At 74.3% G+C, this 12,258-nt stretch carries 10 protein-coding genes, 1 pseudogene and 1 riboswitch; of the genes and pseudogenes, 3 read left to right on the forward strand and 8 right to left on the reverse strand.

All coding sequences use genetic code 11. From position 1 onward, the window contains the following. The 7 genes and pseudogenes from AB0M92_RS25990 to AB0M92_RS26020 all read right to left on the reverse strand — a co-directional run. A pseudogene (locus AB0M92_RS25990) lies at positions 1-269 on the reverse strand (lytic transglycosylase domain-containing protein); the annotation flags it as partial. A gap of 388 nt (positions 270-657) precedes the next feature. Beyond that, positions 658-1,461, reverse strand: coding sequence for an ECF transporter S component (locus AB0M92_RS25995; RefSeq protein ID WP_366104699.1), 804 nt, complete (start codon positions 1,459-1,461; stop codon positions 658-660). Continuing rightward, complete coding sequence (locus AB0M92_RS26000) at positions 1,458-3,353, reverse strand: ATP-binding cassette domain-containing protein (protein WP_366104700.1); 1,896 nt, start codon at positions 3,351-3,353, stop codon at positions 1,458-1,460. Before AB0M92_RS26000 ends, AB0M92_RS25995 begins: the two co-directional genes overlap by 4 nt. Continuing rightward, a complete protein-coding gene (locus tag AB0M92_RS26005) occupies positions 3,350-4,609 on the reverse strand; it encodes an energy-coupling factor transporter transmembrane protein EcfT (RefSeq protein WP_366104701.1) in 1,260 nt (419 codons plus the stop codon). The genes AB0M92_RS26000 and AB0M92_RS26005 overlap by 4 nt, the downstream gene beginning before the upstream one ends. Beyond that, a complete protein-coding gene (locus AB0M92_RS26010) occupies positions 4,606-5,316 on the reverse strand; it encodes an SCO2322 family protein (protein WP_366104702.1) in 711 nt (236 codons plus the stop codon). Before AB0M92_RS26010 ends, AB0M92_RS26005 begins: the two co-directional genes overlap by 4 nt. After that, entirely contained in the window at positions 5,316-6,566 is a 1,251-nt protein-coding gene (locus AB0M92_RS26015) for a prenyltransferase/squalene oxidase repeat-containing protein (RefSeq protein WP_366104703.1), read from the reverse strand. The genes AB0M92_RS26010 and AB0M92_RS26015 overlap by 1 nt, the downstream gene beginning before the upstream one ends. A gap of 130 nt (positions 6,567-6,696) precedes the next feature. Continuing rightward, positions 6,697-6,776: riboswitch (cobalamin riboswitch) on the reverse strand. A 100-nt stretch (positions 6,777-6,876) separates the two neighbouring features. Next, complete coding sequence (locus AB0M92_RS26020; protein WP_366104704.1) at positions 6,877-8,067, reverse strand: MBL fold metallo-hydrolase; 1,191 nt, start codon at positions 8,065-8,067, stop codon at positions 6,877-6,879. Positions 8,068-8,286: 219 nt separating this feature from the next. Here AB0M92_RS26020 and AB0M92_RS26025 point away from each other — a divergent pair, with 219 nt between their 5' ends. Next, the gene (locus tag AB0M92_RS26025) at positions 8,287-9,750 is read left to right on the forward strand and encodes an aldehyde dehydrogenase (RefSeq protein ID WP_366104705.1); all 1,464 of its coding nucleotides are present in this window, start codon (positions 8,287-8,289) and stop codon (positions 9,748-9,750) included. Continuing rightward, the gene (locus AB0M92_RS26030; protein ID WP_366104706.1) at positions 9,750-9,983 is read left to right on the forward strand and encodes a ferredoxin; all 234 of its coding nucleotides are present in this window, start codon (positions 9,750-9,752) and stop codon (positions 9,981-9,983) included. Before AB0M92_RS26025 ends, AB0M92_RS26030 begins: the two co-directional genes overlap by 1 nt. A 49-nt stretch (positions 9,984-10,032) precedes the next feature. Here the strand turns inward: AB0M92_RS26030 and AB0M92_RS26035 are convergent, their stop codons facing one another. After that, positions 10,033-10,671, reverse strand: a complete 639-nt coding sequence (locus AB0M92_RS26035; RefSeq protein WP_366104707.1) for a TetR family transcriptional regulator — start codon at positions 10,669-10,671, stop codon at positions 10,033-10,035. A 260-nt stretch (positions 10,672-10,931) separates the two neighbouring features. Between AB0M92_RS26035 and AB0M92_RS26040 the strand changes: the two genes are divergently transcribed. Continuing rightward, positions 10,932-12,245 (forward strand): glycosyltransferase family 4 protein, encoded by a 1,314-nt coding sequence (locus tag AB0M92_RS26040; RefSeq protein ID WP_366104708.1) that lies wholly within the window; start codon positions 10,932-10,934, stop codon positions 12,243-12,245. The last annotated feature ends 13 nt before the right edge of the window (positions 12,246-12,258 follow it).

Raw genomic sequence — 12,258 nt, forward strand, 5'->3', positions numbered from 1 at the left:
GAGGCCGGCAGGGCCTGGACCAGGCCGTAGGCGCCCGAGGAGGCGTTCGTGGCGGTGTGGTTCCAGCCGCTCTCGCGGGAAACGATGTTGTTGAAGGCCGCGAACTGCGCCGGGTCCTTGATCATCTGCTGGGCGATCGCCTTGGCGCTCGTGGGAGCCGCCTGGGCGGGAACCGTGGCGAGCATCGAACCGGCGACGCCCAGGGCGACGATCGAGCCGGCGAGGGTCTTCTTGGAAGCGGCGATACGGCGGATGACGGACTTCGACACGGAGGAAACCTTCCGACGGGGACAAGGGCGGTCGCCGCATACCCGGGGGCATGCGTGAGCCACTCACGCGGTGGAGAGGGGTTCGTCGGGCGGGGGGCGAAGGCCCCGCCGCCGTGGCGACATCACCAGTTAGCCAGGCCGGCGGGGCGCTGGCAACGGCCCCCGGTACTAGCCGTCCTCGCAGCGGAGGGCCATCGGGCCCCGGCTGCTTACGTCGGTGTTGGTGCAGGTCGGTGCGGGTTTTGTGGGCGCGGCCTGGGGGTGGTGGGGCCTACTACCGCGGGCCGTATGTGACGTGGGTCCTGTGGGGCGGGTCACCGGGCGGCGGCCTGAATGTCACGTTCTGTCGTGATCCGCTACACGAAATGGTGTGTGCGCCGGGCCACTTTCAACGCGAACCGAAGGAAACGGGTGCCTCGAACGCCGCTTTCCGCACCGCCCGCCGCAACGCCTTCAGCAGCGTGCCGCCGATCGTGAGGGTCAGTACGACGGTCAGCACGGCCCGGCCCAGGTCCCAGCCCAGCGAGGTCGCCGCGCAGTACGCGGCGAAGCGCGCCAGGTTGGCGGGGACCGGATCGCCGGGGTGGAACGAGATGCCCTGGCCCATGCCCTGCAAGAGCACCCAGCCCTGGAGGTTCATGATCGTGCCGTACGCGAACGAGCCGGCGAACCCGTACGCCGCCAGCATCAGCAGCTCCGCCCGGCCCCGGAGCCGCTGGGCGCCGGGCAGCAGGCCGGCGCCCAGCGAGAACCAGCCCATCGCCAGCATCTGGAACGGCATCCACGGGCCGACCCCGCCCGTGAGCAGCGCGGACGCGAACATCGTGACCGAGCCGAGGACGAAGCCGAAGCCCGGGCCGAGGACGCGGCCGCTGAGCACCATCAGGAAGAACATCGGCTCCAGGCCGGCCGTGCCGGCGCCCAGGGGGCGCAGGGCCGCCCCGACCGCGGCGAGCACGCCGAGCATCGCCACGGCCTTGGCGTCCATGCCCTGGTCGGCGATGGTCGCGACGACGACGGCGACGAGGAGGGGGAGCAGCCCCGCGAAGAGCCAGGGGGCGTCCTGGGAGTGGGCGAGGCCGGACTGGCGGTCGGCGAGGAGGGGCCAGCCGAAGGCCGCGATGCCGATGAGGGTGACGAGGAGCAGCGCGGCGGCGGCACGAGGACCGATGCGCAGGGGGCGGGCGCTCATCCGGCGTCCTCGGCCCGGGGGTCGGGGGTGGGAGCCGGTGCCGGTGCCGACGCCGGTTCGGGCTCGGGCCTCTGTTCGGGTGCCGGTTCGGTCAGGGCCTTGGCGACCTGGGTCACCGTGAGCCAGTGGGCCGGGGCCAGGATCTTGGCCACCTGCGGTGCGAAGGCGGGGGACGAGACGACGACCTCGGCGGTCGGGCCGTCCGCGACGATCTCGCCGCCCGCCAGGATCACGACCCGGTGGGCCAGCTCGGCGGCGAGCTCCACGTCGTGGGTGGCGAGGACGATGGCGTGCCCGTCGGCGGCGAGGCGGCGCAGGACCTCGATCAGGCGGGCCTTGGCCGCGTAGTCCAGACCGCGGGTCGGTTCGTCGAGGAGGAGCAGGGCGGGCCGGCCGGTGAGTACGAGCGCCAGGGCCAGGGCCAGGCGCTGGCCCTCGGAGAGGTCCCGGGGATGGGTGTCGTCGGGGACGCCGGGGAGCAGGGAGGAGACGAGTGCCCGGCAGGTGCCGGGGGCCGCGCCGGCGTCGGAGTCGGCGGCAGCGCACTCGGCGGCCACGGTGTCGGCGTAGAGGAGGTCGCGCGGTTCCTGCGGCACGAGGCCCACGCGGCGGACCATCTCCTGCGGGGCGGTGCGGTGGGGGGTGCGGCCGCGGACGGTGACGGTGCCGGTGGTGGGGGCCAGCGTGCCGACGAGGGTGGCGAGGAAGGTGGATTTGCCGGCGCCGTTGCGGCCCATGAGGGCGATGGTCTCGCCGGGGGCGACGCGGAGGTCGATGCCGTGGAGGACCTCGGCGCGGCCGCGGCGCAGGGAGAGGCCGGTGACCTGGGCCACGTGCTCCGCCGGGGTGGTCGGGGGTGCGGTCCGGCCGTCGGCGCCGGCCGCGCCGCGCGCCGGGCCGGTGGTGGGCCCGCTCCGGCGGAGCAGGCGGGCCAGGAGGCCGGGGCGGGCTGCGGGGCCGCTGTGCGGGGCTTCGTCCCCACCCCGCCCTTTCCCGGAACCGAGGGCTCCGCCCCCGGCCCCCGGTGCCGGTGCCAGTGCCGGTACCAGTGCCGGTTCCGATGTCGATGCCGGTGCCGTCGGCAGGCGGGTCAGGAAGGAAGCGGCATGGCGGCGGGCATCGCGGATCGAGAGGGGGAGGGGGGACCAGCCCGCCAGCCGGCCCAGGGCCACCACCGGGGGGTGGACCGGGGAGACCGCCATGATCGAGGAGGGGCTGCCGAGGACCGGCGGCGCGCCCGGGGACGGGAGGAGGAGGACCTGGTCGGCGTACTGGACCACCCGCTCCAGGCGGTGTTCCGCCAGCAGGACCGTCGTGCCCAGGTCGTGCACCAGGCGCTGGAGCACCGCGAGCACCTCTTCGGCAGCCGCCGGGTCCAGCGCCGAGGTGGGCTCGTCCAGGACCAGGACCTTCGGGTGCGGGGTCAGGACCGAGCCGATCGCGACCCGCTGCTGCTGGCCGCCGGAGAGGGTGGCGAGGGGCCGGTCGCGCAGTTCGTTCAGGCCGAGCAGGTCGAGCGTCTCCTCGACCCGGCGGCGCATGACGGCCGGAGCCAGGCCCAGCGACTCCATCCCGTACGCGAGCTCGTCCTCGACCACGTCCGTCACGAAGTGCGCGAGCGGGTCCTGGCCGACCGTGCCCACGAGGTCGGCGAGCTCGCGCGGCTTGTGGGTGCGGGTGTCGCGGCCCGCGACCGTGACGCGGCCGCGCAGCGTGCCCCCGGTGAAGTGCGGGACCAGGCCGGACACGGCGCCGAGGAGGGTGGACTTGCCGACGCCGGACGGGCCGACCAGGAGCGTGAGCTCGCCCTCCGGGATCACCAGATCCACATCACGGAGGGTGGGGCGTGCGGCGCCGTCGTACGTGACCGACACCTGCTCGAAGCGGATCACTGCGATGCCTCCTTCGGAGGTACGGGGGCCGCGAACGCCGGGACCAGGCCGATCAGGATCGCCGCCGCCGGCCACAGCGGGAGCGTCGGCGCGACCAGCGGGACGACGCCGGGCTGGAGGGCGGCCGGATCGAGCGTCCCGGCGCGGATCAGGACGGCGGCGACCGCCGCACCCGAACCGGCGACCACCCACGCGCGCCACCCCCACCGGTCGGGCCGGTAACGGGTCCGGATGCTGCGCCGCCCGCCCAGGCGCAGGCCCGCGAGCGCCAGGCCGAGGCCGATCACGAGGACCGGCAGCCCGTACGCGGCACCCTCGGCGGCGAGCAGCCCGTACGTGCCGGCGCACATGCCGAGCAGGCCGCCGAGCGTGAGGACGTTGGTGGTGTGCCGGACGGCGGGCGGGACCTGCGCGCTGCGCCCGTAGCCGCGCGCGTCCATCGAGGCGGCGACGGCGACGGAACGCTCCAGCGCCCCCTCAAGGACGGGCAGGCCGATCTGGAGGACGGCCTTGACGCCGCCGGTGGGGCGTCCGCGCAGCCGGCGGGCGGTCCGCAGCCGGGCCACGTCGGCGACCATGTTCGGCGCGAAGGTCATCGCGACGACCACGGCGACCCCCGCCTCGTACAGGGCGGCCGGGAGGGACTTCAGCAGCCGCGCCGGATTGGCGAGGGCGTTGGCGGCGCCGACGCAGACGAGGAGGGTGGCCAGCTTGGCGCCGTCGTAGAAGGCGAAGACGAGCTGCTCGGCGGTGACGCGTCCGCCGATGCGGATCCCCTGGGCCGCCCAGTCGGGCAGCGGCGCTTCGGGGAGGGTGAAGAGGAGGTGCGCACCGGGGATCGGGGAGCCGAGGAGCACGGAGAAGAGGAGCCGGAGCCCGATGACGAACAGGCCCAGCTTGAGGAAGGCACTGTAGGAGCGGGCCCAGGGGGCGGCGGTGCGGCGGGCCGCGACGACGTAGCCGGCCACGCCGGTGATCAGGCCGAGGAGCAGCGGATTGGTGGTGCGCGAGGCGGCGGTGGCGAGCCCGAGGGCCCACAGCCACCACGCCCCCGCGTGCAGGGCGTTGCCGCGCCGGGCCCGCGGGGCCGAGATCTTTTCGTACGAAGCGCGGAACCCGGGACCACCCGCCCCGGCCCGCCCGGGCCCGGCCGGGGTCAGGTCGCCGGGTGCGGGACGGCGGGTCCGGGCCGTACCCGCACCTGCCGTGCGGGTGGCCCGGAGTGCCGGGCCGTCCGGGGTGGTCGGCGGTGTCATCGGCGGCGGCGGGACTGCCAGACCGCGGCCGCGGCCAGGGCGGCCACCGCCACCAGGCCGACCAGCAGGGAGGTCGACGGGCCGCCGTCCTCGGCCTCCGGCTCCGCCGACGGCTTCGGATTCGCGCTCGTTTCCGTGCTCGGGTCCGTGCTCCGCTTCGCGCTCGGATCCGCGCTCGGCTCTTGCGCCGTGTCCGCGATCGGTTCGCCGCAGCCCTGCTTCGGGTAGCCCGACACCGCGCACAGCAGCGCCGCGCTGTTGTAGCGCAGCGGCTTGGCGGCCTGGGCCAGGGCCTCGGCCGCCGTGGCGTCCGGGGCGACCTGGGCGCAGGCCGTGCGCGGGGCGTCCTGCGGCGGGGCGTCGCCGGCCGGGGCGTCCGCCGGGACGCCGAAGTCGACGACCAGCGCGATCCGCTTGCGGCCCTCCACCGCCGGAGTGCCCGCGCAGACCGCCGCGAAATCGGCCGCCGCACGCGGCTTCGCCGCCTCGGCCGCCGCGTCCTTGCTCACCGAGAAGCGGAAGCCCAGGACCGAGCCGTCGGCCGGACGGGCCGTCGAGGGGCCCTGCGTGGCGTACTGCCACTGGCCGCCGGTTCCCTCCCAGAACGACCAGTAGCGGTAGCCCGCCGCCAGCGCCGGGGCGGACGCCAGGAGGGTGAGCAGGACGCCGAACGCGAGGACCAGCGGGGTCAGGCCGCGGCGGCGCATCAGAGCTGGTTCTTCTTCCGGCGGCCGCTCAGCAGGACGCCGATGCCCATGCCGGCGGCCAGGCCCGCGCCCACGATCCACCAGACGTTCGAGACCGGCTTCTCCGACTTCTCCGACCGCTTCGACTCGTCAGCCTTGGCTTCCGCCGCCTTCGACGCCGGGCCCGTCGCGTTCAGGGCCGACACCAGGTCCGTGCCGCCGAACGCCTTCGGGTCCGTGCCGGTCGCGTGCGCGGCCAGGACCAGCGTGCCGAGGGCCGCCGGGCTGTCCTTGGCCCACTCCGCCGAGTTCGTCTTCAGCCACTCCAGCGCGCCCGCCGCCGACTGCTCGTGCCCGGCCGCGGCCAGGGCGATCACCGCGTCGGCGGTGTTGCCGATGTCCGCGGTCGGCTGGTCCGCGCCCGGGGTGACGGCCATGAGGTGGCCGTCCTTCTTCAGCGTCTCGGCCAGGTTGCCGGCCGCACCCTGGGCCGCGGCCGCCGGGTCGGCTGCGTCCGTCGCCGGGCAGGTCAGTGCGGCCGCGGGGGTGTCCGCGGCGGCGGGGGACACGACCGCGCCCTGCCCGAGGCCGGCCAGGACCGCGGCGGCCGTGGCGTCGGCGTTGGCCGGCAGCTTGCCGTCCGGCCCCGGCTGGTACCCGAAGGCGCCGCGGTCGGCGGCCGGCTCGGCGGCGCAGCCCAGCTGGAAGGCCAGCAGGCCCTCGTACGCGGACTTGCCCGCCTTCGACTTCACGTCGGCCGGCTTCTCGCCCGCCACCGCCAGCGCACTGATCACGATGGAGGTGGAGTTGCCCTCGCTCGGGGTGCCGGGGACGAAGGCCCAGCCGCCGTCCTCGTTCTGGACGGACTTCAGCCAGTCCACGCCCTTCTTCACCGCCGCGTCCTGCCCGCCCAGCGCCTTCAGCGCCTGCACGGCCATCGCGGTGGCGTTGGTGTCGAACATCGTCTTGTCGTCGCAGGCAGCGGCGGAGTCCGCGCGGAAGGAGGCGAAGCCGCCGCCCGCGCACTGCTGGCCGACCAGCCAGTCGACGGCCTCCTTGGCCGGCTTCACGCCGACCGTGTGCTGGGCCAGCAGCGCGAAGGACTGCCGCCACACGCCGTCGTACGTCGGGTCCTTCTTGCCGAACAGCCCGGACGGGATCACCGGGGCCGGCGGGGCGGACGGGGAGGGCGCTGCGAGGGCTGCGGGGGCGGCGCCCACGCAGAGCACGGCGGAGGCGGCGAGCGCGGCTGCGCTGCGGCGGACGTTCATGGGGGGCGGGTGCCTCTCGTACCGGGGAGCAGGAGGCAGGCCCGTACAGGGCACCGGGCTCCGGCTCCGTTTACCTCGACGGTGCCGGCCGCCGGGGCTCCGGCGGCGCGAGCCGCGCACCTCGCGTACGGGGCAGTCCGGCTCCCCGCCCGGCAAGGGCCTGGGCGGGTCACGGTTGCGGGTCAGCGCCGGAATCGCACCGGCTTCCCCCCGTACGGAAGGGTGGACGACGGGTCAACTGTACCGGCCCGTAACAGCCCGGAAGGGTGGCGTCCCGGCGTAGCACCCCTTACCCCGGTGCCCGCCGCCGTCACAGTGCGCGGTACGTGAGCGGGTCGCTGCCCGGGACCGCCTCCGCCCGCCCCTGCTTCACCAGCCGCCGCAGATGGGCTTCCGCTTCCGAGACGGCGATGTTGCGGGAGCCGTACGGGATCTGCTCCCAGGGCCGGTTCCACTCCATGCGCTCCGCCAGCCCCCACGGGGTCAGCGGCTCGGCGAGCAGCTCCCACAGGCCGGTCAGCCGCTCCTCGTGGTGGTCCAGCAGCTCGCGCACCCGGGCCGGGGCGTCGGTGAAGGCGTGCTGGTGGGCCGGGAGCACCTCGGCCGGGTGGAGGCGCCCGATGCGTTCGAGGGAGTCGAGGTAGTCGCCGAGGGGGTCGGTGACCCGGGTGTCCTCCGGGGCCTCGTAGAGGCCGATGTGCGGGGAGATCCCGGGCAGCAGGTGGTCCCCGGAGAAGAGGCGGCCGTTGCCGGGGAGGTTCGCCGGGTGCCGTTCCTCCAGGTGCAGGCAGACGTGGCCGGGGGTGTGCCCGGGGGTCCAGATGGCGCGCAGCCTGCGCCCGGCGAGGGGGAGCAGCTCGCCGGGGACGATCTCCCGGTCGGGGACGGCGGCCCGCAGCCCGGGCAGCGTGCGCAGGCGGCCGCTCTCGCGGGCGGCCCGCAGCGGGGCGATGTGCTCCTCGGGGGCTCCGGCGACGGCCAGCTTCTCGCTCATGTAGTCGAACCAGGTGCCGGGCTCGGCGGAGCGGGTCCGTACGACGATCTCGGTGTCGGCGGCGTGCATGGCGATCCAGGCCCCGGAGGCCTCCCGGACCCGGCCGGACAGGCCGTGGTGGTCGGGGTGGTGGTGGGTGATGACCACGCCGTGGACGTCGGCGACGGCGATGCCGAGGGCGCCGAGGCCGGCGGTGAGGGTGTCCCAGGATTCCGGGTCGTCCCAGCCGGTGTCGATGAGGACGGGGCCGCGGTCGGTGTCGAGGACGTGGACGAGGGTGTGGCCGAGCGGGTTGTCGGGGATCGGGACCTTGATGCCGAGGACGCCGCCGCCGTGGTCGGTGACGTGCGGGGCGGCGTGCGGGGCGGCGGGCGGGGTGGCGGCGGGGGCGGCGGGCCCGGCCCCGGGCGCGGTCGGCGGTACTGCCCGCGGTGCGGCCTGCGGCGGTGTGCCGGGTGACGGCGTGTCCTGCGACGGCGTGTCCTGTGACGGCGTGTCCTGCGGCATGAGGGCTCCCTGTCTGCGCTGCGCCCGGCCGCGTCTGCGCCGCCCGGCTCACTCTCACGAGAACGTGTTTCAGTAGTCGCCCAAGTCGACCATCTGCGGCCGGTTCTGACTAGTCGCAACCCCCGTCTGGATCTTCCCGCCCGTTCCGTCCTGGCCGTGGACTCCTGGAACTAGAACTGGTATCAGTTCGGGAACGCCAAGCCGCAGGAGGCATCAGCCATGACCGAGCTCGTGGAACACGGACACCTGTTCATCGGCGGTGAGTGGACGGATCCGCTGGGCACCGACACGATCGAGATCGTCTCCCCCCACACCGAGCAGGTCATCGGCAGCGTCCCGCACGCCTCCCGCGCGGACGTGGACCGCGCCGTCGCGGTCGCGCGCAAGGCCTTCGACGAGGGGCCCTGGCCCCGGATGTCCCTGGACGAGCGGATCGCCGTCGTCACCCGGATCAAGGACGCGATCGCCGTCCGGCACGAGGAAATCGCCCGCTCGATCAGCTCGCAGAACGGATCCCCGTACTCCTGGAGCGTCCTCGCGCAGGCGCTCGGCCCGATGATGGTCTACGACGCCGCGATCCAGGTCGCGCGCGCCTATCCGTACGAGGAGCACCGCCAGGGCGCGCTCGGGCCGATCCTGGTGCGCCGGGAGCCGGTGGGCGTGGTCGCGGCCGTCATCCCCTGGAACGTGCCGCAGTTCGTGGCCGCCGCGAAGCTGGCGCCCGCGCTGCTCACGGGGTCGACGGTGATCCTCAAGCCGTCCCCCGAGTCGCCGCTCGACTCGTACATCCTCGCCGACATCACCCGCGAGGCAGGGCTGCCGGAGGGCGTGCTGTCGATCCTGCCCGCGGACCGGGAGGTCAGCGAGTACCTGGTCGGCCACCCCGGCGTGGACAAGGTGGCCTTCACCGGCTCGGTGGCGGCAGGCCGGCGCGTGATGGAGGTCGCCGCCCGCAACCTGACGCGGGTCACGCTCGAACTCGGCGGCAAGTCCGCCGCCGTGATCCTGCCGGACGCCGATCTCGACTCCACCATCGCCGGGATCGTCCCGGCGGCCTGGATGAACAACGGGCAGGCGTGCGTGGCCCAGACCCGCGTGCTCGCGCCGCGCAGCCGGTACGAGGAGGTCGCCGAGGCCCTCGCGGCCGCGGCCGGCGCGCTGGTGGTCGGCGACCCGCTGGACCCGGCGACGCAGCTCGGACCGCTGGTGGCCAGGCGCCAGCAGCAGCGGTCGCTGGACTACATCCGGATCGGGCAGGAGGAGGGCGCGAAGGTCCTGGCGGGCGGCGGCCGCCCGGCCGGGCTGGAGCAGGGCTGGTACGTGGAGCCGACGCTCTTCGGAGACGTCGACAACTCGATGCGGATCGCCCGCGAGGAGATCTTCGGACCGGTCGTGTGCCTGATCCCGTACGGGGACGAGGCGGAGGCGGTACGGGTCGCCAACGACTCGGAGTTCGGCCTGAGCGGCAGCGTCTGGACGGGGGACGTGGAGCACGGCGTCGACTTCGCCCGGCAGGTGCGCACGGGCACCTTCAACGTGAACACCTTCAGCCTGGACATGCTGGGGCCGTTCGGCGGCTACAAGAACAGCGGTGTGGGCCGGGAGTTCGGGCCCGAGGGGCTGAGCGAGTACCTGGAGCACAAGATGATCCACCTGCCGGCGGGCTACGCGGCGGGTGCCTGATGGGCGACCGCTGGGTGGTGGAGGTGGACCGGGGGGTCTGCATCGGCTCGGGGATGTGCGTGAACCACGCGCCGGAGGGCTTCGCCCTGGACTCGGCGCGCCAGTCGCATCCCCGGGACCCGGAGACGGACGCGAACGAGCCGGTCCTGACGGCGGCGGAGGGCTGCCCGGTGGAGGCGATCCTGATCACGCTGGCGGGAACCGGCGAGGCGGTGTTCCCCCCGGAGGAGTAGGGGCACGGCGGGGGCCCGGCCCGGGTCCCCGCCGGTCCGCCCGGTGCCTTCAGGCCGAATCCGGGGATCCCGCGCCCGCCCCCGTCAGTGTGATCAGGCGGCAGACCGTTTCGATGTCGATCTTGACCTGGGCGATCGAGGCGCGGCCCGAGAGCCAGGTGATCAGCGCCGAGTGCCAGGTGTGCTCGATGACCCGGACCGCCGAGAGCTGCTCCGCCGTCGGCGGGGCGTCCAGACCCATCGCGTCCAGGATGATCGCCGTGGTCAGCCGGGACACCGTGTCCACCTCGGGGCTCACGCTGCGGTCCGCGAACGTCAGGGCGCGGACCATCGCGTCCGCGAGGTGCGGTTCCCGCTGGAGGGCGCGGAACGCGCGCATCAGCGTCTCCGCGACCCGGGCCGCCGGATCGTCACCCGCCGGGGGGCGTTTGCGGAGCGTCGTGTGCATGTGCTGGAGCTGGTCCTGCATCGTGGCCACCAGCAGGTGCACCTTCGACGGGAAGTACCGGTACAGAGTGCCCAGAGCGACCCCGGCCGCCTCGGCGACCTCCCGCATCTGGACGGCGTCGAAGCCGCCCCGGCTGGCCAGCTGCGCGCTGGCGTGCAGGATCCGGCGGCGGCGCGCCTCCTGGCGCTCCGTCAGGGGAGGGGACGCCGTCGTGGCGACGGCTTTCGCGTCCGCTGTCATCTGTCCCGTTCCATGGCGTTCCGTGTCGTTGCGGTGCTGTCTTCCGGGCTGTGCGCGTCCTGTTCGGCCGGTGGCCGACCGGTGATCGGCAGCCAGCATCGCAGGCGTCCGGGCCGTGGCGCGAATCACCTGCTCCGCCTCTTACGGTGTGGTTTCCGGCCGGTAGATTCAATGGTCTTCGACGGATCAAGTCTGAAACTTGTTCTACATTATGCGAGCGGTTACGCTCCGGCGAAAGTGCAGGGAGAAGGGGGCCGAGAGTGACCGCTGAGGCCATGGTGGAGAGCCCTTTCGCGGGTTCCGCCACCGACGGCGACCGCCCGTTGCGCATCGCACTCCTCACCTATAAGGGGAACCCGTTCTGCGGCGGCCAGGGCGTCTACGTGCGGCACCTCTCGCGGGAGCTCGTGAAGCTCGGCCACAGCGTCGAAGTCATCGGCGCGCAGCCGTACCCGGTCCTCGACACCGGTGCCACGCTCACCGAGCTGCCGAGCCTCGACCTCTACCGGTCCCCCGACCCGTTCCGTACGCCGAAGCGCGACGAGTACCGGGACTGGATCGACGCCGTCGAGGTCGCCACCATGTGGACCGGCGGATTCCCCGAGCCGCTGACCTTCTCGCTGCGGGCCCGGCGCCACCTCGCCGCCCGCGCGGGCGAGTTCGACGTCATCCACGACAACCAGACGCTCGGCTACGGCCTCCTCGCCGACCTCGGAGCGCCGCTCGTCACCACCATCCACCACCCCATCACCGTCGACCGCGCGCTCGACCTGGCCGCCGCCAAGAGCCGCCGCAAGCGGGCCTCCGTGCGGCGCTGGTACGGCTTCACGCGCATGCAGGGGCGCGTCGCCCGCCGGCTGCCCTCCGTGCTGACCGTCTCCGGCTCCTCCCGGCAGGAGATCGCCGAGCACCTGGGCGTGCGCGACGAGCGCATCCACGTCGTCCACATCGGCGCCGACACGGACCTGTGGTCGCCCGACGCGTCCGTCGCCGAGGTACCGGGGCGGATCGTCACCACCTCCAGCGCCGACGTCCCGCTCAAGGGCCTCGTCCACCTCGTCGAGGCGCTCGCGAAGCTGCGCACCGAGCAGCCCGAGGCGCACCTCGTCGTCGTCGGCAAGCGTGCCGAGCAGGGCCCGGTCGCCCGCGCGATCGAAACGTACGGACTCCAGGACGCGGTCCGCTTCGTCAAGGGCATCACCGACGCCGAGCTCGTCGACCTGGTGCGCAGCGCGCAGATCTCCTGCGTGCCCTCGCTGTACGAGGGCTTCTCGCTGCCCGCCGCCGAGGCGATGGCCACCGGTACCCCGCTGGTCGCCACCACCGGCGGTGCGATCCCCGAGGTCACGGGCCCGGACGGCGAGACCTGCCTCGCGGTGCCGCCCGGTGACGCGGGCGCGCTGGCCTCCGCGCTGGGCCGGCTGCTGGGCGACGCGCAGCTGCGGACCCGCCTCGGCGCCGCCGGGCGCGAGCGGGTGCTGGCCCGGTTCACGTGGGCCAGAGCCGCCGAGGGGACCGCCGCGCACTACCGCGCCGCCATCGAGCAGGCGGCCCGCAGCCGCCGCGCGCGGTGACCTTCCGCCCTTT

The organism is Streptomyces sp. NPDC051582, assembly GCF_040681715.1.
Lineage (GTDB): Bacteria > Actinomycetota > Actinomycetes > Streptomycetales > Streptomycetaceae > Streptomyces.

Coding starts and splice junctions, on each gene's coding strand:
- AB0M92_RS26030 (WP_366104706.1), top strand. CDS start 9,750: ATGGGCGACCGCTGGGTGGTGGAGGTGGACCGGGGGGTCTGCATCGGC.
- AB0M92_RS26025 (WP_366104705.1), top strand. CDS start 8,287: ATGACCGAGCTCGTGGAACACGGACACCTGTTCATCGGCGGTGAGTGG.
- AB0M92_RS26015 (WP_366104703.1), bottom strand. CDS start 6,566: ATGAACGTCCGCCGCAGCGCAGCCGCGCTCGCCGCCTCCGCCGTGCTC.
- AB0M92_RS26020 (WP_366104704.1), bottom strand. CDS start 8,067: ATGCCGCAGGACACGCCGTCACAGGACACGCCGTCGCAGGACACGCCG.
- AB0M92_RS26005 (WP_366104701.1), bottom strand. CDS start 4,609: ATGACACCGCCGACCACCCCGGACGGCCCGGCACTCCGGGCCACCCGC.
- AB0M92_RS26010 (WP_366104702.1), bottom strand. CDS start 5,316: ATGCGCCGCCGCGGCCTGACCCCGCTGGTCCTCGCGTTCGGCGTCCTG.
- AB0M92_RS26035 (WP_366104707.1), bottom strand. CDS start 10,671: ATGACAGCGGACGCGAAAGCCGTCGCCACGACGGCGTCCCCTCCCCTG.
- AB0M92_RS25995 (WP_366104699.1), bottom strand. CDS start 1,461: ATGAGCGCCCGCCCCCTGCGCATCGGTCCTCGTGCCGCCGCCGCGCTG.